Genomic DNA, 22022 nt, shown 5'->3' on the forward strand with positions numbered 1-22022 from the left:
GAGCGCCCACACACCACAGCGTCGTGGCAACAGGGCCCATCCGTTCAGCAGACAGCAGCTGGCCGGTCAAGCCCGGGCCGGGGGCCTGCGTAACTGTTCATTCAGCAGGCCGGTCTGGCCTACAATTTCCTGTAAATAACACTTTGTTGTGCCCATCACGGAGGCGCTGACGAGTGGGGCCAACGGTGTCCCTTCCATACGCACGATCAGGAGGAAGGACGTCTCCCATGAGTCAAACTCTTCACACTCCCAGCTGGTCCGAACCGGACCAGCCTGAGGCTGCCATGTCGCCGTTCAAGCGCTTCGCCGCGCTGCCCGAGGCCCGGGGTCTATACAACCCAGAGAACGAAAAAGACGCCTGTGGCCTGGCGATCATAGCCACGCTCCGCGGCGAGCCCGGCTACGACATTGTCGACGCCGCCCTGACCGCGCTCCGCAACCTGGAGCACCGTGGAGCTGTGGGTGCCGACGAGGGAACAGGTGACGGCGCCGGCCTGCTGATGCAGATCCCGGACGAGTTCTTCCGTGCCGTCACAGAATTCGAACTCCCCGCACCGGGACAGTTCGTGGCCGGTACCGCCTTCCTCCCTGCCGAGCAGCGCGAAGCTGACGCCGCCAAGGCCGGCATTGAGGGCCTTGCCTCCGATGAAGGCCTGACCGTGCTCGGCTGGCGCGAAGTGCCCATCGTCGCTGACCTCGTGGGCGCCATGGCCCGCGCCTGCATGCCCTACTTCTCACAGCCCTTCCTGGCCTCGGCAACCGGCGAGGACCTGGACCCCAACGAGCTGGACTCACGCGCCTGGCGGATCCGCAAGCGCGCCCAGAACAAGTTCGGCGTGTACTTCCCGTCGCTGTCCTCGCGGACCATCGTCTACAAGGGCATGCTCACTACGGCCCAGCTGGAGCCGTTCTACCCGGACCTTTCAGACAAACGTTTCAAGACCAAGCTGGCGATCGTCCACTCGCGTTTCTCCACCAATACGTTCCCGTCGTGGCCGCTGGCCCAGCCGTTCCGGACGATCGCCCACAACGGTGAAATCAACACCGTCAAGGGCAATCGGAACTGGATGCGCGCCCGCCAGTCGCAGCTCGCGAACCCGCTGCTCGGGGAGTCCCCGGAAGAGCTGTACCCCATCTGCACCCCTGGTGCGTCAGACTCCGCGTCCTTCGACGAAGTCGCCGAGCTGCTCTGGCTCTCCGGCCGCCCCATCACGCACTCAATCATGATGATGATCCCCGAGGCCTGGGAAAACCACGCCACCATGGATCCGGCGCGGCGGGCGTTTTACGAATACCACTCCCTGCTGATGGAGCCGTGGGACGGCCCCGCGGCCGTCTCCTTCACCGACGGCAACCTCGTCGGTGCCACCCTGGACCGCAACGGCCTGCGCCCCGGACGTTACTGGATCACCGAAGACGGGCTGATCATCTTCGCCTCCGAGGTGGGCGTGATCGACGTCGAACCTTCCAAGGTGGTCAAAAAGGGCAGGGTTTCCCCGGGCAAGATGTTCCTGGTGGACACCGAAGCCGGCCGCATCATCGATGACGAAGAGGTCAAGGCCGAGGTCGCTGCCGCTAACCCGTGGTCCGAGTGGGTCAAGGACAACCTGATTGACCTTAAGGACCTCCCCGAGCGCGAGCACGTGGTCCACACCGCAGCGTCCGTCAACATCCGCCAGCGGACCTTCGGGTACACCACCGAAGAGCTCAAGATCCTGCTCGGCCCGATGGCCCGCACCGGCGCCGAGCCGCTGGGTGCCATGGGTTCGGACACCCCGATTGCGGTGCTGTCCAAGCGTCCCCGGCTGCTGTTCGACTACTTTGTGCAGTCCTTCGCGCAGGTCACCAACCCACCGCTGGATGCCATCCGGGAAGAGCTGGTCACGTCGCTGACGTGCGCCATCGGCCCGAACGGCAACCTGCTGGACACCAAGCAGGTCCGCCAGCCGCAGGTCATGTTGCCGTTCCCCGTGATCAACAACGACCAGCTCGCTAAGATCGCCAACATCGAAACGCCCGACGGCGACCGGGTAGCCATGAAGGTCCGCGGCCTTTACCGCCCCGAAGGCGGCGAGAACGCGCTGCGTGCCCGGCTCACCGAGATCTGCGAGCAGGTGTCAGGCGCGATCAACCGCGGCGTGCAGTACGTTGTGCTGTCCGACCGTGACTCGAACGCGCAGTGGGCCCCGATTCCTTCGCTGCTGCTGGTCAGCGCCGTGCACCACCACCTGCTGCGCAGCGCCAACCGCACGAAGACCGCACTGGTGGTCGAGGCCGGCGACGTCCGCGAGACGCACCACGTAGCTGTCCTGATCGGCTACGGCGCCTCTGCCGTGAACCCGTACCTGGCAATGGAGTCAGTGGAGCAGCTCATCACCGCCGGTGACGTTGTTGGGGTCACGCCGCGGGACGGCGTCTACAACCTGATCAAGGGCCTCGGTAAGGGCGTCCTGAAGATCATGTCCAAAATGGGCATCTCCACGGTTGCGTCCTACACCGGCGCGCAGACGTTCGAGGCCTTGGGCCTCGGACAGGAACTGGTGGACGAGTTCTTCGCCGGCACGCATTCCCAGCTGGGCGGCGTGGGCCTGGATGTCATCGCCGCCGAGGTTTCAGCGCGTCACCAGATGGCCTACCCCGAAGGCGGCATCGAAATGCCGCACCGCCCGCTCCTGGGCGGCGGCGAATACCAGTGGCGCCGCGACGGCGAGCCGCACCTGTTCAACCCGGAGACCGTCTTCCGGCTCCAGCACGCCACGCGTGAGCGCCGCTATGACATTTTCAAGGCCTACACCAAGGGCGTGGATGACCAGTCCGAGAACCTGATGACCCTGCGCGGGCTGCTCAAGTTCAAGAACGACCGTCCTGCGGTTCCATTGGAGGAAGTGGAGCCCGTCTCCAGCGTTGTGAAGCGCTTCTCCACCGGCGCCATGAGCTACGGGTCCATCTCCAAGGAAGCCCACGAGACCCTCGCGATCGCCATGAACCAGTTGGGCGGCAAGTCCAACACCGGTGAAGGCGGCGAGGACGTGGATCGCTTGCTCGACCCGAAGCGCCGCTCTGCCGTCAAGCAGATCGCGTCGGGCCGGTTCGGCGTCACCAGCCTGTACCTGACCAACGCTGATGACATCCAGATCAAGATGGCCCAGGGTGCCAAGCCCGGCGAAGGCGGCCAGCTGATGGCGCAGAAGGTGTACCCCTGGGTTGCCCGGACACGCCACTCGACACCCGGCGTCGGACTGATTTCGCCGCCGCCACACCACGACATCTACTCGATCGAGGACCTCGCGCAGCTCATCTACGATGCGAAGCGCGCCAACCCCTCGGCCCGTGTGCACGTCAAGCTCGTCTCCGAAGTGGGGATCGGCACTGTGGCATCGGGTGTCACCAAAGCGAAGGCCGACGTCGTACTCGTCTCCGGCCACGACGGCGGAACCGGCGCGTCCCCACTGAACTCGCTCAAGCACGCGGGTGTGCCGTGGGAGCTCGGACTCGCAGAGACGCAGCAGACGCTGATGCTCAACGGGCTGCGCGACCGCGTGGTGGTCCAGGTGGACGGACAGCTCAAGACAGGCCGCGACGTTGTGATCGCCGCGCTGCTCGGCGGCGAGGAATTCGGTTTCGCCACCGCCCCGCTGGTGGTGGAAGGCTGCATCATGATGCGCGTCTGCCACCTGGACACCTGCCCGGTGGGCGTCGCAACACAGAACCCCGAGTTGCGGGCCCGCTTCACGGGCAAGCCCGAATTTGTGGTCAACTTCTTCGAATTCCTGGCCGAGGAAGTCCGTGAGATCCTCGCGGAACTCGGCTTCCGGAGCATCGAGGAGGCGATCGGCCACGCCGAGGTGCTGGACGCCCGCGAAGCGGTCAACCACTGGAAGGCCGACGGCCTGGACCTGGACCCGATCCTGCACGGGCTCGAGTTCGACGACGACGCTCCGCTGCGGAACATGACCTCTCAGAACCACGAGCTGGACAAGCACTTTGACCAGCGGCTGATCACCATGGCTACGGAGGCGCTGACCGACCGCAGCCCGGTGAAGATCGCGGTGGACGTGATCAACACGGACCGCTCGGTAGGCACCATGCTGGGCCACACCGTGACCAAGACGTTCAGCACGGACGTGCTGGCGACGGACACCATCGACATCACCCTGACCGGTACCGCGGGACAGTCGCTGGGTGCCTTCCTGCCCGCTGGCATCACGCTGCGTCTCTTCGGTGACTCGAACGACTACGTGGGCAAGGGCCTTTCCGGCGGACGGATCATCGTCCGGCCGGACCGCACCAACGTGTTCAAGGCCGAAAGCAACGTCATTGCCGGTAACGTGATCGGCTACGGCGCCACCAGCGGCGAGATGTTCCTGCGCGGCCAGGTGGGCGAACGTTTCCTGGTCCGCAACTCCGGAGCCACCGCGGTTGTTGAAGGCATCGGCGACCACGGCTGCGAGTACATGACAGGCGGGCAGACGCTGATCATCGGCCGCACCGGCCGCAACTTCGGCGCCGGCATGTCCGGCGGCACGGCCTATGTGCTGGACCTGCAGACCACTCAGGTCAACAAGGACGCGCTGCAGTCCGGCGAACTCCAGCTCGTTGAACTCGACGCCGAAGACCGGGACATTGTCCACGGCCTGCTGGTGAAGCATGTCGAGGAAACGGAATCGCTCCACGCGGCACGGTTGCTGGAGAACTTCGACGACACGGCTGCCCGCATTACCAAAGTGCTGCCGCGCGATTACGCGGCAGTCCAGCAAACCCGACTGGACGCCATCGAAGAGGGCCTTGACCCCGATGGCGAAGAAGTATGGGCTCGAATCCTGGAGGTAACCGGTGGCTGATCCACGCGGATTTCTTAAAGTACGCCAGCGTGAAACCCAGCCGCGTCGCCCCGTTCCGGTCCGCATCATGGACTGGAAGGAAGTCTACGAGGCGCAGGAAAAGGGTGTCCTGAAGGCCCAGGCCGGACGCTGCATGGACTGCGGCGTGCCGTTCTGCCACCAGGGCTGCCCGCTGGGCAACCTGATCCCCGAGTGGAACGACCTCACCTGGCGGGACAAGGGCGAGGAAGCGATTGAGCGGCTGCACGCCACCAACAACTTCCCCGAGTGGACCGGCCGGCTTTGCCCTGCACCGTGTGAGGCGTCCTGCGTGCTGGGGATCAACCAGCCTGCGGTGACCATCAAGCAGGTTGAAGTCTCCATCATCGACGAAGCGTTCGAAAACGGCTGGGTCAACCCGCTGCCTCCGACGCGCCTGACCGGAAAGACCGTTGCCGTCGTCGGCTCCGGCCCTGCCGGCCTGGCCGTGGCGCAGCAGTTGACCCGGGTGGGGCACACCGTTGCGGTGTACGAGCGTGACGACAAGATCGGCGGCCTCCTCCGCTACGGAATCCCCGACTTCAAGATGGAAAAGGAGCAGGTGGACCGCCGCGTTGAGCAGATGAAGGCCGAAGGGACGCGCTTCCGCACCGGCGTCGCTGTAGGCACCGACGTGACGTGGGAGCAGCTGCGACGCCGCTACGACGCCGTCGTGGTTGCCACTGGCGCTACCGTCCCGCGGGACCTGCCCATCCCCGGCCGTGACTATGAAGGCGTTCACTTCGCCATGGATTACCTGGTGCCGGCCAACCGTGTTGTCGCGGGGGAGACGGTGGAGAACCAGATCCACGCGAAGGGCAAGCACGTGGTGATCCTGGGCGGTGGCGATACCGGTGCTGACTGCCTCGGTACTGCGCACCGCCATGGAGCCGCATCAGTGACCACCTTGGCCATCGGCAAGCAGCCACCGGCGGATCGTGCCGGGCACCAGCCCTGGCCCACGTTCCCCACCCTGTTCGAAATGGCCAGCGCCCACGAGGAAGGCGGCGAACGAACGTACCTCGCCTCCACCGTGGAGTTTGTCGGAGAGAACGGCAAGCTCACCGGCGTCAAGGTTGCAGAAACGGAATTCGTTGACGGCAAGCGGCTCCCCAAAGGCGGCACCGAACGAATCATCCCGGCGGACCTGGTGTTCCTGTCGCTGGGCTTCACCGGAGCGGAGCCTGCGGGCATCACCGAACAGGTCAGCGCCGAGTTCGACGGGCGCGGCAACGTGACCCGCGACGGCTACTACATGACCAACACGGAGGGCATCTTCGTGGCCGGTGACGCCGGCCGCGGGCAGTCGCTCATTGTGTGGGCCATTGCCGAAGGCCGGGCCTGTGCCGCCGCCGTGGACAAGTTCCTCATGGGCAGCACCATCCTGCCAGCGCCGGTGGCTCCGGCGGACAGGGCCATCACGGTTCTCTGATACCAGTCAGTTCGCCGGGGATTCACCTCCACAACAACTTAACCAATGCAGGACACTACTAGGGTAGGTATATGAGACGCGCTAAGATTGTGGCCACTTTTGGCCCGGCAATTGCCAGCTTTGAGAACACGCTCGCGGTGTTGGAAGCCGGTGTGGATGTTGCCCGGATGAACATGAGTCACGGTGACTACGCCGTGCACGACAACACGTACGAGAATGTCCGGAAGGCAGCAGCCCAGCTGAGCAAGCCTGTGGCAATCATGGCTGACCTCCAGGGCCCGAAGATTCGTCTTGGGCGCTTTGTGGACGGCCCCCATGCCCTGGCCGAGGGTGACATCTTCACCATCACCACCGAAGACGTTCCTGGCACCAAGGACATCTGCTCCACCACGCTGAAGAGCCTCACCGAGGACGTCAACGTGGGGGATGCGCTGCTGATCGACGATGGCAAGGTGGCCCTGCGGGCGACCGAGGTCGACGCCGTCAAGGTTGTCACCGTCGTTACGGTCGGCGGAATGGTGTCCAACAACAAGGGCATTAACCTTCCCGGCGTTGCAGTCAACGTGCCGGCACTGAGCGAAAAGGACGAGGACGATCTCCGCTGGGCCATGCGCCGCGGTGTTGACCTGATTGCCTTGTCGTTCGTCCGTGACGCCTCGGACATCGTCCGCGTGCACGAGATCATGGACGAAGAAGGCCGGCGTGTGCCGGTCATCGCCAAGATCGAAAAGCCGCAGGCAGTGGAGCAGCTGCATGAGATCATCGACGCCTTTGACGCCATCATGGTGGCCCGTGGCGACCTCGGAGTGGAACTTCCGCTGGAGGAAGTGCCGATCGTGCAGAAGCGCGCCATCGAACTGGCTCGCCGCTGGGCGAAGCCGGTCATCGTGGCCACGCAGGTCCTCGAATCGATGATCGACAACCCGCGCCCCACCCGCGCAGAAGCTTCGGACTGCGCCAACGCCGTGCTCGACGGTGCAGATGCCGTCATGCTGTCTGGCGAGACCAGCGTGGGCAAGTACCCGATCGAAACCGTCAAGGTCATGGCCAGGATCATTGAATCCACCGAGGTGCACGGCCTGGAACGCGTTCCGCCGCTTGGCACCAAGCCAAAGACCCGTGGTGGTGCCATCACGCGGGCCGCCGTCGAAATCGCCGATCAGCTGGAAGCAAAGTACATCTGTACTTTTACCCAGTCCGGTGATTCCGCACGCCGCCTCTCACGCCTGCGTCCTATCCGGCCGGTGTTCGCTTTCACTCCGGTGGAGCACGTGTGGAACCAGCTGGCACTGACCTGGGGCATCCAGCCGGTGCTGGTCCCCATGGTGGGCCACACCGACGAGATGACCGCGCAGGTTGACCGCAGCCTGCTCGAAATGAAGCTCGTCGAGGACGGTGACCTGGTGATCATTGCCGCCGGGTCCCCTCCCGGAAAGGCTGGTTCCACCAACTCGCTGAAGGCGCACAGGGTGGGTGACTTGGCCGACTCTTCGCGTCTCGGCGGCGAGGCTGGCGCACCCAGGGAGAAGCTCGGGCCCTGGCCGACGGCATAGCAGCCTAAAAGGAAGGACCCCTGCCGGCTGGCAGGGGTCCTTCCTTTTGTGTGCTTAGTGGCTTAGTTCACCTGGTTGATGATGGTCTCGGCAACCTCGCGCATGCTGAGGCGGCGGTCCATGGAGGTCTTCTGGATCCAGCGGAATGCTTCCGGCTCCGTCAGGCCCATCTTGGTGGTCAGCAGGCTCTTGGCGCGCTCGACGAGCTTGCGAGTGGCGAACTGCTCCTGCAGGTCCGACACTTCGCTTTCGAGGGCCTTGATTTCCTCGTGGCGGGAGAGCGCGATTTCCAAAGCAGGGATGAGGTCTGCCGGGGTGAAGGGCTTGACCACGTAGGCCATGGCGCCAGCGTCGCGGGCGCGCTCCACGAGTTCCTTCTGGCTGAAAGCAGTCAACAGCACTACGGGGGCGATACGGGCCTTGACGATCTTCTCGGCCGCGGTGATGCCATCCATGATGGGCATCTTGACGTCCATCAGGACGAGGTCCGGCTTTAGTTCCTCGGCCAGTTGCACGGCCTTCTCGCCGTTGTCGGCTTCGCCCACCACGTCATAGCCTTCGCCGCGCAGGATCTCGATGATGTCGAGTCGAATGAGGGTCTCATCCTCGGCCACAATGACGCGGCGCGCCGGCTGGGACGTGGATTTTGACTCCGTTTGTTCAGTCACGGGATCTCCTTGGGAATATACGTCGAGGACATCACCATCTTAGGTGCGCCCTTGGCCGTACTTTGATCTGCATGGTCTATTGCGGCGTCAGCGGCGCGATTCTGGAATTCAGCCTATCTGCATGTAGAGTAATTCCGCGTACGTGAAGCGATCGCGTTGCTCACAATCAGCTGTGGGCGTACCGGTTTGCACAACGTATTCCGCGCCCGAGTGGCGGAATTGGCAGACGCGCCGCACTCAAAATGCGGTATCGAAAGGTGTGTGGGTTCGAGTCCCACCTCGGGCACAGCATGACCCCTCGTCAGAGGGGTTTTTGCTTTAATGTGTGGACATTGACCCTCCGCGGGTCCCTCTGACGTTGGCCGCGGTCTGTGGCTGGCGCCGCGGCGGCCTGTTCGGTTGTGTGGGTGGCGGGGTCAGGGTCCCTGCTCATGGGCCCTCCGCCTGCTGGAATCTGGGGTAAGTGCCGTCCTATCTGGCTGTTCCGGTGGCCAGTTGTTGGCCGTCACTCATTCATGGCCAGGAGTTGCGGTGAGGACATGACCAAGCCGAATTTTCTTTGAGGATCTTCCTCCGATAGCTGCTTTCTGCGGACCGGGCAGCGTGCGCTCATCGTGTTTTTGTCCGGCCAAAGGTGTGCACATTGTGCACACCTTTGTGCACGGGCGGCTTTTCGACGTGCATTTTGGTCCTTCCTCATGGTTCTGCCTTCACTACTTCATGAAGTTCTCTGTTTCAGGCGACATGACTTTGCGGCCTGGATCGTCGGTTTCATTGGACGTTCCGGGTTCAGCGGGAACGTCTCCGGGGGTATCTATGGCTGGCGTACGAGCGGTCGACAGAGTCCAGGTGTGTGGGATCCGGACTCTTCTTCCGGGGGCGCTCCTGGTTTGGTTGATCCGTCATGGCCGGTCCATGTCTGTAAGCGCGGTTGCCTGGGTGACTACCTGAGCTTGCTCTTTGCGGCCATGGGATTGGCCGCCGGCGCATCACGCGGCGGTCTTGGGCACACGGAGTTTGTCCCGCAAGCTGAGGGTTGGGAGACAGGTGATTGAGGCACTGTGGCTGGCCGCCCTACAGTTGCTGCAGGTGTCTCGCTGTTTTGACCTGTGCTGGAGGCATGGGGAAGGGTTACGTCGCAGCGTGACGTTCGCAGTGCCGAGTTCGGTCCGAGGCGAATTATCTCTCCCTCAAACAAAGTTAACGCAGGTGAGCGCCGAAGGACATTGCAAAGCACGTTGGCCGCGTCCGGATCGGGTGTGGACGAGTCACCGAAGCGGTCAGGCGGCCAGCCGCGGAGCCGTCGCCGCCCACCAACCCCAGCGGCTGAACCAGTGGGAGGATTCGGTGTCAGCGTCAACGGCCCGGTGGTGTCTAGGACTCGACGAGCGTCAGGATTGTTTCCGGGCGGACGCCGTCGAATTTCATCGCATCGGCTGCAGCTTCGGACTCCATCATTCGCTGGAACGTATCCATGTCGGGGACTTGGACGATTAGGCCTACACGGTGGGTCTCCGCCGGGTCGATGAACGTTCGAACCGTGATGCCCAGAGGCCCGAAGATTTCTTCCCGTTTTGGTGAGCTGAGCCAGTGCTCAACGTCGTCGACCTCGTGGAAGATCATTATTGTTGGCATCGTTGCCTCTGCTTTCTGAAGTTGCGTCAGGAGCCGGATTGGAGAGGGACCGCGTTAGGACATCGCGATCACGCTGAACGTACCATGGCCTCGATTGCAGCGATAGGGAAGAGTAACGAGGGTGCGGGCCCGCACAAGCCGCCGTGCCGGGACGGCCCGGTTCTGAAACCTGACCGTTTGAGCGCACGCCGGAACCGGCCGCGCCAGGTGCCGGGTCAGGTGCGGGGACCGTGTTCGGGTCAGCAACACCCCAGAACACTTCCGCGCCGGACACCGCCGGGCAGGGCGGGCGCGGAGGAACGGAGGCGCCGGCGGCAAGCACGTGATTGCCATCCTGTCGGCCAGGCCCGAAGGTTCCTTCCTGCGGGTAACTTTCAGGCCGCCGCATTCGATTGTTTCCTTGTCCCGTGTTTATCCCCGGCAGTGCCACTGGTGATTGTTGCAGGGAGACGACCGACGAGGGACCATTGAAGGCGAACTATTTATCTGCCCTGTTGTGGCGGGAGCTGGGCCTTGCTGGAACAACTGCTCCTGAAGCCGGAGACTGAAAGGTTTTTCCGTCGGGAGGGCGGCCAGCACGGCTGGCGCAATCGACGGGCGAACTCAGAGTCGTCCTCGGGCTTCTCCGTTTAGACTAACTAGCGCGCAGGGTCGAGAGCTGATAGCCCGTCCGTCCATGGAACCCTGAGCGGTACGATTTTGGCCCCGGCAAGGTCAGGAGGCCGCAGGCTCCGCGGCCGAGCTCGGTGGAGAGCCGATGCTTGTCAGGGATGTTTGGGGCAGACTGGTGGCGTGAGCGGAATCCGGTGGGTGCTGCACGTCGATCTCGACCAGTTCATTGCGGCGGTCGAAGTGCTCCGGCGGCCGGAGCTTGCGGGCAAGCCGATCATTGTGGGCGGTCGGGGCGACCCCTCGGAACGGGCGGTGGTGTCGACCGCATCCTACGAAGCCAGGGCGTTCGGCGTGGGTTCCGGAATGCCCCTACGCATTGCGGCCCGGAAAGTGCCCGACGCTGTGATCCTGCCCGTCGATCAGGAGGCTTACCTTGCGGCGTCTGAAACGGTGATGGCTACCTTGCGCACGCTGTCCGGCGCCACCGTGCAGGTGCTGGGTTGGGATGAAGCCTTTGTCGGCACTGAGACAGAGAATCCGGAATCCTACGCCCGGCAGGTGCAGGCCGCTGTCCTGGAGCGAACGCAGTTGCATTGCAGCGTGGGCATCGGAGACACCTTGGTCCGAGCCAAGGTCGCCACCGGTTTCGGCAAGCCGGCCGGCGTCTTCCGACTCACTGCCGGGAACTGGCTCGACGTCATGGGTAGCCGGCCCACCAAGGACCTGTGGGGCGTCGGGACCAAAGTGTCGGGCCGGCTGGCCAAACTCGGCATCAACACAGTCGCCGAGCTCGCCGCGTCCGACCCCCAAGACCTGGTCCCGGAGTTCGGCCCCAAGATGGGTCCTTGGTACGCGGAGCTCGGACGCGGGGACGGCGCCAGCGTTGTGGACGACACCCCGTGGGTTGCCCGCGGGCATAGCCGGGAGACTACCTTCCAGCGGGACCTGACCGAGCCCGCCCAGGTGGACGACGCCGTGAGGGAGCTGACAGCGCGTGTCCTTGAGGACGTTGTGGCCGAAGGACGGCCCGTCGTGGGGCTGACCCTGAAGGTACGGTACGCACCGTTCGTCACCAAGACCCATGCGAGGAGGATTCCCGAGACATTCGACCGGAACGAAATCCTCGGGCGGGCTTTGGACCTCGCAGCCGGAATCGAAGCGGGCCGTCCGATCCGACTCCTGGGCCTGCGGGCCGAGATGGCTATGCCCGACGATGCCCGAAAGGGACATACGCCTACGCGCGGCGGTTGGTGACGGCGTCGCTGCCTTCCTTACCAGCACGGATGGGTCGCTTCGCGGAAGTAACGGTCGTAGATGTCCAGGGCGCCGGTGGCAAGCCCCGGTGCCGCCGTCGTACATCGCTCCCGCCGCAGCGTTTGCCCTAGCCTGCGCCGCGGAACGGCACCGGGGATGACCGGGGTGAGGCCGTCCTGCGCGATCACCTACGCGAGGGCTGCTTGCGCAGTGGTGACGCCGTCGGGCCACTGGACGCTGAACTCCTGGGCAGCTTTGACGCCGGTGGCAAAGTCGACACCCGAGAAGGTTGCGCCGGCGTCGAACGCGGCCCCGTCGCGGTTGTAGTTCCGGTGATCGTCCTCGGGGAACTCGGTGTCCCGGGTGTGCTTTCCAGTGAGATTTATACGTGTGAATAACCGGATGTGCGGTTGTCGACATGGCTGCAGGAGCGGAGAGTGCTCGTCCACCTTGGTCGTCCTCGATTCCTGGGGCGCGGCATCAGCCGGCGGCATCAACGGCGATGGGCGGGCACGATTGGCCGGACGCGAGGGCGGTGGGGGCCGTCTTCGGTGAATGCGCGCAGGTCTGGCCGTCTCGGGTCCGTTAGCAGAGTAGGGACCGCCAAGCTCGAGGAATAGGACGAGGCCTCCGTGGGGGCCGCCCGGGAATCAGCGGGCGTTGCAGGGAATTCGGCGAAGTCTTAATGAGGATAACGCAAGAGGTCGATGGCGGGAACCTCCCGCCATCGACCTCTCGCGTTTCTCCTTGCATGTACGGTGGCGGTACTACGAACTTTGGAACTCCAATGCTGTCAGCACGCGGGCCGGTTGAGGACATCGCTGGATACGCGCTGCTTGAGCAGTGACCCGCCCGGGCCGGCCAGCAACTTCCGGTCTTCCACCATGACGGTCCCGCGCAGTACGGTCATGCTCGGCCAGGCCGCCACCTGGTAACCCTCCCATGGTGTGTAGTCCGCCTCGTGAAGATCCGATGCAGTGATCCGGCGGTCCACGGTGGTGTCCAGCACGGCCAGGTCCGCGTCGCTGCCAACCGCGATCACGCCCTTTTGTGGATACAGGCCCAGGATCTTCGCGGCATTGGCGGAGGTGATGTCCACGAAGCGCGTCAGATCCAGGCCCCGCTTCTTGACGCCTTCGGTATACGCCACCGCCATGCGCATCTCGACGCCGGCATGGCCACCGGTCGCGTCCAGGATGGTCTTGCCGCGCGTCTTCACGTCCAGGTCGGTGCACACGCCGTCGGTGGCCAGCGTGCTCAGCGAGCCGTCCAGCAGCGATTCCCACATCGAATCCCGGTCCGTCTCGGACTTCAAGGATGGGTACGTGTGGTAGATCGCGCCGTTCTCCTGCTTGTAGTCCTCGGCCGTGAAGTAGGCGTAGTGCGGAAGGATCTCGCCGTAAACCGCCTGGCCGCGGCCGCGTGCCTCGCGGATGGCGTCCACGCCTTCGCGGGCGCTGACGTGCATGAGGTAGATGGGAGCCCCCACATGGTGGGCGAGGGTGATGGCCCGCTGGAAGGAGAGCTTTTCGGAGAGGTTGTTGTGGGCATGGTGCATGTACTCAAGGGCGGTCTTGCCCTGGCGCTGCAGCTTCTTGTACGAGTACATGACAATGTCGTCGTCCTCGGCATGGACCGCAAGCATTGCGCCCGCGGCGGCCGTCTGCTCCATCAGCCCCCACATGTTGCCCAGGTCCGTCTTCTGCTTGGGCCGGGTCGGCGTCGTGTTCGTCATCCACACCTTGTAGCTGCCGTGCCCGTTGGCCACCGCATCCGGGACCTGCTCCAGGACCTCGAACGGGATCTCCGGCTCCTTGAAGGTGCCGTGCAGCGCGTAGTCCGTGTACGTGGAGCCGGCCCACTCGGCGGACTTCCGTGCGAAGGACTCGGACAGTTCGTCGCCCGGCTTCCAGTGCGCAAAGTCAACGAGGGTGGTGGTGCCGCCGTAGATCGCGCCCTCGCTCACGCGGTCCGGCCCGAAGCACATGATGCCGCTCTCCGCCGCGGTGGGAAGCACCGAGTTGGTGTGCACATGGGGGTCCACGCCGCCGGGAACCACCAGCTTGCCTTTCAGGTCCACCACCCGCCGGGCTTCGTCGGGCGTGCCGACGCCTGAGGCGCGGAGCGACACGATCTTGCCCTCCGCAATGCCGATGTCCAGGCACTCGGCACCGGAGGGCGTGACGACCAGGCCGTTGGTCAGGAGGAGATCAAACATCGGAGACCTGCGCATTCATAGTGTCGGAAGAATCAAGAGTGAAGGGTTCGGCGCTGAAATAGCGCGAGGCCAGCGTGACCTTGGCCGAGACCCGGGCGTTGACCAGCTGCGAGACGGACACGTCCGCGGCCGCGCTAAGCAGCATCGCGGTCTTCTCCCGCGACCAGTTCCGGTCCGTTTGAAGCAGTTCGAGCATGTCGTCCAAGGCGAGCCTCGCCGCCTCGTCCAGGGTGTCGCCGTCGCCGATGGTGATGACGGAACCGGAGCTGAGGACCACCGGCCGCCGGATGCCGGCGCCGGCATCCGGAACCGCAGACCCGGGGACCACCGTGCAGGAGAGCCGCACGCTGCCTTCGACCTCGACGGCGGTCAGCGAGCACTCGCCGTCACCCTGGGCCGCGTGCAGATCCCCGGCGTACAGCATCGCTCCGGGCACCTGCACGGGGAGTACGACGGCGGAACCGGCCGTCACGTCCTTGCAGTCCATGTTCCCGCCATGGATTCCCACGGTGCTGGAATTGGGACCGGCACCGACCGGCGCCACCCCCACCTTGCCGACCATGGGCCGGACAGGGATGTTGATGCCGTGGTCGAACACCACCTGGCCGTCCACGATCTCCACCACGTGGCCCGCCCTGCCGAGGCCGCCGGTGAAGCCGCCGCGTCCTGGCAGGGTGACCATCGCCCCGCGGTCGGCGATCCTGATCTCGTGGATGTCCACGCGCAGGGCGTCGCCGGGATTCACCCCGCGGATTGCCACCGGTCCGGTGACCGGAATGGACAGCTTCTCGTACTCGCCGGTCTCCTCGAAGAGGCCGCCGGTGAGCAGGCTCCGCGCGTCGAGCCAGAAATGCTCGCCCTGGTTGACTGTGAGGACCGGTTCGGAGTTCGCCTCAAAGGACAGTGAGGCGTGCTCGTAGCCGGCGCGCGCCAGCTCCGCGGACGGCACCTCCTGCAGCGTCTGGATGTCTTGCATGGTTTTCCTCCTAGGCCGGGTAGACGGGCGTGGCCCAGTTCTGGTCCGCGGCCACACGTCCGAGGACGGCCTGCTGGTACAGTTCCTGGAGGCTGCGGGTGATGTCTCCGACTGTTCCCTTGCCGATGGGGGTGCGGTCCACGGACGCGACGTGGTTGACTTCTGCGGCGCTGCCGCAGACAAAGACTTCGTCGGCTGAGTACAGCTCGGTGCGGTCGATGGGGCGGATGTCGACGTCGAGGCCCAGCTCCGTGCGGGCGAGGTGCAGGACGCTGTCCCGGGTGATTCCCTCGAGGATGCTGTCCGTCACCGGGGGAGTGCACAGCTTTCCCTGGCGGACCATGAAGACGTTGTAGCCGGCGCCCTCGGCGACGTGTCCGTTCTCCGTGAGCAGCAGCGCCGCGTTGTAGCCGTTGCGCTTGGCTTCCAGCAGGGCGAGCCGGCCGTTCTGGTAGTTGGCGATCGACTTCACCCGGGGCGGCATGGACCGGTCCGAGAGTCGGGCCCAGCTGCTGATCTGCACATCCAGGCCGGTGGAACCGAAGTAGTTGCCCATGGGGATGGCTGCCATGAACACGGTGGAGGGACCGGTGTCTTCCGGCTTGCCGTCCTTGGAATCGACAAACACCTGGGCCCGCATGTGCAGATTACCCCGCAGTTCGTTGGCCCGGATCAGTCCCAGGAGCTGTTCGCCGAGCTGGACAATGTCCTTCGGGCCGTCAATCTCCACTACCCTCATGGAGTCGATCAGGCGCTTCATGTGGTCGCCGATCCTGAAGGCGTACAGCTGCTGCTCGTCTTCGCTCCAGTACGCGCGGAATCCCTCAAAGACTCCGACGCCGTACTTCAGCGAGGTGCTCAGCACATGGAGACGGGCATCGGCGTAGTCCACCAGCTCGCCGTCGTGGAGCAGATACTTCACCGGTTGGCCCGGAGCGGGCTGTTGGGTGGCTACTGCGGCTGCTGTTTCTTGAAAGTTGGGCATCGTGGGCTTCCCGTTCCTCATCTGTTGCGTGGGTGCTGGCGGCGTCGACAGCACTCTAGCTTCATCACAATCGGTACTTGATCACTATATTGAAGTCACTTCGGTGCCGTGTCAATGGCCTGCTTGCGATGGGAAGGGGTGCGCGCAGTGCCTTGCGAGCCTCCTTAATGGGGCCACTGAAGACCTGCACTACCACGCGGTCACTTCGGAGAGGTTCCCCGGTTCCCCAGAAAAAGAGTGCAATTCGTCACACTTGGCACTACAGTCAAATTCAATAAAGTGATGAGACTTTGATATGAGGCAGCTGCCGATCAAAGTCCGAGCAGGGAGCTGAACGTGCAACAGCCACTGGTCCTGACGCAGGACGATCTTCGATACATTGCGAGTGAACTCATTGTGAGCGGGCCCGGCGCCCACTTCGCCCCAAACGCCGTTGCCGGCCAACTCCACGCGGAGGCCCCATGAGCATCCAAGGCCTGCCGCGCACCTCACCCGGGCTCCGGGCTGCGGCGTGGGTCCGCCGCGGCCAGACCCTCCTGATCAACCGGTCCAGCCCCATCATGGCCACGATTGCGGTGGTCATCATTGTGGGTCTGCCCCTCATGGCCATTGTGGCACCGCTGCCGCACGATCCCATGCGTCCGGACACCGACGCGATCGGCATCGCGCCGAATGGGACCCACTGGTTCGGCACCGATGGAAACGGGATGGATATCTTCTCCCGGACTATCGAAGCGGCAAAGCTGGACCTGCCCGTAGCCCTCGCAGCCACAGCACTGTCGCTCCTCGTGGGTGTCCCGCTGGGGCTGTTTGCCACGAGCGGCAGGCTGGGGGAGGCCATCATGCGCGTCATTGACGCCTTCGCCGCACTGCCGATCATCGTGATCGCCGTCGTCGCCATCAAGCTCATGGGCGGCGGGGCAACGGACGTGGTCCTCGCGATCGCCATTGTGGCGGCGCCACGGTTCGTACGCCTGTCCCGGGCGGCGGCCATGGCCCTTCGCTCCGCGCGCTACGTGGAGGCTGCGGCGGCGATCGGGTGTTCGCCGGTCCGCATCGCGTTCAACCACATCTTCCGCAACGCCTACGGCGTGGTCCTGGTGCAGGCAACACTGACAGCGGCCAACGCACTGGGAACCATTGCGGCACTGAACTTCCTGGGCGTGGGGGTCAAGCCTCCCACGCCGACGTGGGGAGCCATGATCAACGACGGCGTCAGCATGCTGATCCGCGGCGAATGGTGGGCGGCTGCCTTCCCCACCGCCGCCATGCTCCTGGCCATCGGCTCACTGAATGTGATTGCCGGAGCAATCGAAACGAAAATCGAGCGAGTGGAGCGGGCGCGATGACAGCAGGACTTCACGTGCGGGACCTCGTGACGGAGTTCCACTCCCGCGAGGGTGTGACACGTGCCCTTCATGGCATCTCCTTCGATGTCGGCGCCAATGAAATCGTGGGCGTCGTGGGCGAATCAGGATCGGGTAAGTCCACCGTGGTGCGCTCAGTGGTCAAGTTGCTGATGCCGCCGGGGCGCGTCATGGAGGGCACTGCCGAGTTCCACGGCCAGGATCTGATCCGCATGCCGGAGCGGCAGATCCGCCACATCAGGGGCAAAGAGATCGGCTTCGTTGCGCAGAACCCTTTCAGTGCGCTGAACCCGGTGGTGCGCATCGAAAAGCAGTTCTTCAACATCGCCAAGGCGCACGGGCTTAAGGCCGACGCCGAATCGCGCGGCCGTGCCCTCGAACTGCTGGCCTCCTCCGGCGTCAATGATCCCGAACGCGTCATGCTCGGCTACGCGCACGAGCTCAGCGGCGGCATGGCCCAGCGCGTCGTCATCTCCATGGCCTTGTACCTGAACCCGCGTTTGGTCATCGCGGATGAACCGACGACGGCGCTGGACCTCACCGTGCAGCGGCAGGTGCTGGACACCCTCACGCGGCTGACGAAGGGGAGCGGCCGGTCGATGCTGATCGTCACCCATGACCTGGGGGTGGTGGCCCATTACTGCGACCGCGTCCTGGTGATGTACCGCGGCCGCATTGTTGAACAGGGTCCAGTCTCCGAGGTGTTCGTCCGGCCCCAGGACCCCTACACTGTCTCGCTGCTCAACTCCGTTGTTCAGCCAAAGGCGGCCTCAGTCAGCGCGGCGCCCTGCCACACCGGTAAAACGCATCCCACCGAACTCTCCGAATCCAGGAGCATCTGACCATGCCCATCATTGAATTGAAGGACGTCCGGAAGACGTTCCGAACGCCGCAAGGACTGCCTGTCACGGCAGTCGACGGTGTTTCTCTCGCCGTCGAACACGGCGAGACCTTGGGGATCATTGGCGAAAGCGGTTCCGGCAAGTCGACCCTTGGCCGCCTGATCCTCAGGCTCATTGAGGCCGATTCCGGCACGATACTCCTCGAAGGCGAGGATATCCGTGCGTTGTCGAAAGCGCAGCTGCGGAACCGGCGGAGGCGCTGGCAGATTGTCTTCCAGGAGCCGTTCGCATCACTTAATCCGCGCCTGACCATCCGCCAGATTGTCGAGGAACCCCTGATTGTCGCGAAAGCATATGGGTCGGGGGCCGAGCGCCTGCGCAGGGTCACGGACACCCTGGAAGAGGTGGGACTCTCGCAGGATTTCCTGAATCGCCGCCCGGCCAACCTCAGCGGGGGGCAGCAGCAAAGGGTGGGCATCGCCCGGTGCCTCGTCACGGACCCCGCCCTGGTGGTCCTGGACGAGCCGACGTCGTCCCTGGACCTCACCATCAGGGCGTCCATCCTGCGGATGCTCGCGAAGCTTCAGGCTTCGAGGGGGCTGACCTATGTCTTTGTCTCGCATGACATTGACACGGTCCGGCACTTCTGTTCCCACGTGGCCGTGATGCACAGGGGACGGTTCGTGGAAACGGGCACCACGGACGACGTTCTCTCCAATCCGCAAGAGCCCTACACGCAGGCCCTCATGTCGGCGGCAATGCCTCCCATCCCGTACACCCCTGGAGAAAAGGCGGCCTTGGCATGATCCGCTACGTCGCGTCCCGCCTTGTCATTGCCTTCCTGCTCCTTTTGGGACTGATCACCCTGAGCTTTGGCCTGGTCTCGCTGCTTCCCGGCAACCCGGCAGTCGCGCTGCTCGGCGAGTATGCCACTCCGACGGACATCGCTAGGATCAATGCCGAGTTGGGCTTGGACAAGCCGTTCTGGGAACGCTATCTGGAGTACATGGGCCGCACCCTGAGCGGGGACCTGGGAAAATCGTTCTTCACGGGAAGCCCTGTGGCGGGGGAGATCTGGATCCGGCTGCCCAATACCCTGGTCTACCTGGTTCCCGGCCTCGTCCTGGCGCTGCTCATCGGCATGGGAATGGGCACACTGGCGGCCTACCGCTACGGGCGCGGGGCAGACAAGGTCTTCACCGTCGGCGTCTCGTTCCTCATGGCCATGCCGGAGTTTGTCCTTGCCCTCCTCCTTCTGTTCATCTTCTACCAGCAGCTCCATTTGGCACCTGCGCCACTGGGAATGCTGTCCAGCGCCGACTTTCCACCTCCCAGAGTGACGGGATCCGTTGCCCTGGACGCGGTGATTGCCGGGCAGTGGGGAACGGTGCAATCCATCCTCAGCAGGGCCGTCCTGCCTATCGTCACCATGGGGCTCTTCTTCGCGGCCCCGTTCGGAAAGACCGTGCGGACCGGCCTCCTCCAGGTCCTGAATTCGCCTCAGATCGAATTCGCTAGGGCCTGCGGACTGAAGCCGCTGCAGGTCTTCCGCTACGCGCTAAGTGACGTCCGCGGGGCCTTGATGACATACATGGTCCTGCTGTTTGCCGCAGCACTCAGCGGCGCTGCCATCGTCGAAAGCGTCTTCTCCTGGCCCGGCGTCGGCGGCTGGTCCCTGGATGGTGTCCTCAAGGGTGACGTGCCTGTCATCCAAGGGTTCGTCCTCATTATGGGTGCCACGAGCCTCTTGGGTTATGTGCTGCTGGACGCCCTCATCACGCTCTTGGATCCACGGACCCGCAGCAGCGTCATGCGCGGCGTGAAGGGCCCGTCGAAGCCGCGCCCTGCGGCGGAACAGGCCGTACAGCAGGGTTGAGACCCGGCTTCGCAAGAATTTCCTTGACAAACCCTCAATATTCAATAGATTGAAGATATGTTCACTACATTGCAGACAGACAAGTTAGCAGTCCTCGGCGGGAGCATTCCGCTCGACGGCCGCGTGAGCTGGGTTCCCCAAGGTGCAAGAGGGTTCCAGCCGTCGAACGCCTATCTGTTGACCGAAGGCTCCTCCAGGCTCCTGGTCGATTCCGGGCTGGCCATCCACAGCGAGCAGATCCTTGACGACCTTGCAGGTCTCGTCGGAGAAGGCGGGGGAGTGTCCATCTTCTTCACCCGCAGCGAGATGGACTGCGTATCGAACCTCGAGCCGATCGCCGGCAGGTTCGATATCGAGCGGCTGTATACCGGCGGGGTCATCAATCCCTTCGATGCTTTCGATGACGTCAGCCGGCTTGCATTGCGGGGGCGCCGCCATCAGATCGACGCCCAGCGCACCGCGGAGGGCGACTCCATGGCGCGGGCGGCCGAAATTGAGATAGCTCCCGGCCGGGTGCTGGAAGTCGAAGCGCCCTTGCTGCGTCTCCTGCCCACCTTCTGGGGCTGGGACAAGGAAACGGGCACCCTCTTCACCTCGGACACCTTCACCCACGGAGTCATGGACCGGCCTGAGGGCCAGCGCATCATTGACTCCACGGTCGAGGACACCACCACGGTGGAGCAAGTGGCTGGCCACCTGTACGCAAAATACGAATGGATTCCACGCTCCACATGCGAGCCCCTGCGGGACTGGCTTCAGGAGAAGTTCGACACCCTCGACCCCGAGGTCATCGCCCCGTCCCGCGGCTGCGTCCTGAAGGGACGCGACGTGGTGCGGCGCCACCTCGATTTCATGCTCGACGCGCTCACCCCGCAGCTGGTTTAGGAGACCATCATGGAAGAACTACTCGTAGAAACGATGAGCACCGACCTTCCGCGCAGTGTCGCGAAGGGCGTCACCTGGATGAGCTCCTGCCTCCCGTTCCACCTGGCGGACCGTGTGATCCACGGCCACAACTCCACCTACCTCGTCCAGGGCGAGCACTCGTCCATCCTGGTCGATACGGGCAACCCGTCCAGCTGGCCCATCATTTCGCGCACGCTCGATGAGCTGCTGGACGGCCGCCAGCTGACGTACGTGTTTCCCACCCACCCCGAGCTTCCCCACACCGGAAACCTGCCGCGGCTTGTGGAGAAGTACCCGGACATCCAGGTGGTAGGGGACATCCGCGACTATCACCTCTTTTACCCGCAGATCGTTCCGAACCTCCATGCAAGGGTGCCCGGAGACCGGATCGATCTGGGCGGGCAGGAGTTCACGGTGGTGGAGGCCCTTATCCGGGACCTGCCCAACACCCAATGGGGATTCGCGCCGGGAGCCGGCGTGCTCTTCACCGCCGACGGCTTCTGCTACATGCACCGCCCCGAACTCGACGACGAAGACCCGGTACACCTCCCGGGCGAGTGCGGATTGACCACCGGCGAACTGCGGGTGCCCATCGCCGTCGAGAATGCCGCCTTCTTCACCGGAAGCGCCTTGTACTGGGCGCGCTTCGCGAACGACGCCGACGCAGTTTACGACCGCGTTCTTCATCTTATTGATGAGTTGGGCGTCAGGTCCGTTGCCCCCACCCACGGCAACTTCATCAGCAACATCCGCGACGTCGAGCCCATCATTCGCGCCGGCCACAAGAGTGCGTACCGCTACGAAACCGCCCAGCCCTAGATTCCCCCTAATAACGGAGT

16 protein-coding genes and 1 tRNA gene are annotated in these 22022 nt (G+C 64.1%); 11 read left to right on the forward strand and 6 right to left on the reverse strand.

The features are described 5' to 3' along the window. Positions 1-227: 227 nt before the first annotated feature. From gltB to pyk, 3 genes are all read left to right on the forward strand, one after another. A complete protein-coding gene (gene gltB, locus ACQCSV_RS09220) occupies positions 228-4841 on the forward strand; it encodes a glutamate synthase large subunit (protein ID WP_354154261.1) in 4614 nt (1537 codons plus the stop codon). After that, positions 4834-6291, forward strand: coding sequence for a glutamate synthase subunit beta (locus ACQCSV_RS09225; RefSeq protein ID WP_354154260.1), 1458 nt, complete (start codon positions 4834-4836; stop codon positions 6289-6291). Before gltB ends, ACQCSV_RS09225 begins: the two co-directional genes overlap by 8 nt. 71 nt (positions 6292-6362) lie before the next feature. Then, positions 6363-7844, forward strand: a complete 1482-nt coding sequence (gene pyk, locus ACQCSV_RS09230) for a pyruvate kinase (RefSeq protein WP_354154259.1) — start codon at positions 6363-6365, stop codon at positions 7842-7844. A 62-nt stretch (positions 7845-7906) separates the two neighbouring features. Here pyk and ACQCSV_RS09235 read toward each other — a convergent pair whose 3' ends face one another. After that, the gene (locus tag ACQCSV_RS09235) at positions 7907-8512 is read right to left on the reverse strand and encodes a response regulator (protein ID WP_354154258.1); all 606 of its coding nucleotides are present in this window, start codon (positions 8510-8512) and stop codon (positions 7907-7909) included. Between the two features lie 204 nt (positions 8513-8716). Between ACQCSV_RS09235 and ACQCSV_RS09240 the strand changes: the two genes are divergently transcribed. Next, positions 8717-8798, forward strand: a tRNA-Leu gene (locus ACQCSV_RS09240). A 1088-nt stretch (positions 8799-9886) separates the two neighbouring features. Here ACQCSV_RS09240 and ACQCSV_RS09245 read toward each other — a convergent pair. Further along, positions 9887-10147 carry a hypothetical protein gene (locus tag ACQCSV_RS09245; protein ID WP_354165920.1) on the reverse strand — a complete coding sequence of 87 codons (261 nt, stop codon included), beginning with the start codon at positions 10145-10147 and terminating at the stop codon, positions 9887-9889. A gap of 810 nt (positions 10148-10957) precedes the next feature. On the opposite strand from ACQCSV_RS09245, the gene ACQCSV_RS09250 reads away from it, so the two are divergent. Further along, positions 10958-12013, forward strand: coding sequence for a DNA polymerase IV (locus tag ACQCSV_RS09250; protein ID WP_354154412.1), 1056 nt, complete (start codon positions 10958-10960; stop codon positions 12011-12013). Positions 12014-12201: 188 nt separating this feature from the next. Here the strand turns inward: ACQCSV_RS09250 and ACQCSV_RS09255 are convergent, their stop codons facing one another. The 4 genes from ACQCSV_RS09255 to ACQCSV_RS09270 form a co-directional block, all read right to left on the reverse strand. Beyond that, a complete protein-coding gene (locus ACQCSV_RS09255; protein WP_354154256.1) occupies positions 12202-12462 on the reverse strand; it encodes a hypothetical protein in 261 nt (86 codons plus the stop codon). Positions 12463-12806: 344 nt separating this feature from the next. Next, positions 12807-14231, reverse strand: a complete 1425-nt coding sequence (locus tag ACQCSV_RS09260; protein ID WP_354154255.1) for an amidohydrolase family protein — start codon at positions 14229-14231, stop codon at positions 12807-12809. Further along, positions 14224-15207, reverse strand: coding sequence for an acetamidase/formamidase family protein (locus tag ACQCSV_RS09265; RefSeq protein WP_354154254.1), 984 nt, complete (start codon positions 15205-15207; stop codon positions 14224-14226). Before ACQCSV_RS09265 ends, ACQCSV_RS09260 begins: the two co-directional genes overlap by 8 nt. A 10-nt stretch (positions 15208-15217) precedes the next feature. After that, a complete protein-coding gene (locus tag ACQCSV_RS09270) occupies positions 15218-16192 on the reverse strand; it encodes a branched-chain amino acid transaminase (protein WP_354154253.1) in 975 nt (324 codons plus the stop codon). A gap of 461 nt (positions 16193-16653) precedes the next feature. On the opposite strand from ACQCSV_RS09270, the gene ACQCSV_RS09275 reads away from it, so the two are divergent. The 6 genes from ACQCSV_RS09275 to ACQCSV_RS09300 are packed head-to-tail and all read left to right on the forward strand — an operon-like array spanning position 16654 to position 22002. Continuing rightward, positions 16654-17541, forward strand: a complete 888-nt coding sequence (locus ACQCSV_RS09275; protein WP_354154252.1) for an ABC transporter permease — start codon at positions 16654-16656, stop codon at positions 17539-17541. Then, positions 17538-18401, forward strand: coding sequence for an ABC transporter ATP-binding protein (locus ACQCSV_RS09280; protein WP_354154251.1), 864 nt, complete (start codon positions 17538-17540; stop codon positions 18399-18401). Before ACQCSV_RS09275 ends, ACQCSV_RS09280 begins: the two co-directional genes overlap by 4 nt. A gap of 2 nt (positions 18402-18403) precedes the next feature. Then, positions 18404-19207 carry an ATP-binding cassette domain-containing protein gene (locus ACQCSV_RS09285; RefSeq protein WP_354154250.1) on the forward strand — a complete coding sequence of 268 codons (804 nt, stop codon included), beginning with the start codon at positions 18404-18406 and terminating at the stop codon, positions 19205-19207. Next, positions 19204-20277: an ABC transporter permease gene (locus tag ACQCSV_RS09290; protein ID WP_354154249.1), complete on the forward strand. Its 1074-nt coding sequence runs from the start codon at positions 19204-19206 to the stop codon at positions 20275-20277. The genes ACQCSV_RS09285 and ACQCSV_RS09290 overlap by 4 nt, the downstream gene beginning before the upstream one ends. Positions 20278-20334: 57 nt before the next feature. Next, positions 20335-21162, forward strand: coding sequence for a hypothetical protein (locus ACQCSV_RS09295; RefSeq protein ID WP_354154248.1), 828 nt, complete (start codon positions 20335-20337; stop codon positions 21160-21162). Between the two features lie 9 nt (positions 21163-21171). Beyond that, positions 21172-22002, forward strand: a complete 831-nt coding sequence (locus ACQCSV_RS09300; protein WP_354154247.1) for an MBL fold metallo-hydrolase — start codon at positions 21172-21174, stop codon at positions 22000-22002. Positions 22003-22022: the final 20 nt, after the last annotated feature.

The organism is Pseudarthrobacter sp. S3 (assembly GCF_050156905.1).
Taxonomy (GTDB): Bacteria; Actinomycetota; Actinomycetes; order Actinomycetales; family Micrococcaceae; genus Arthrobacter.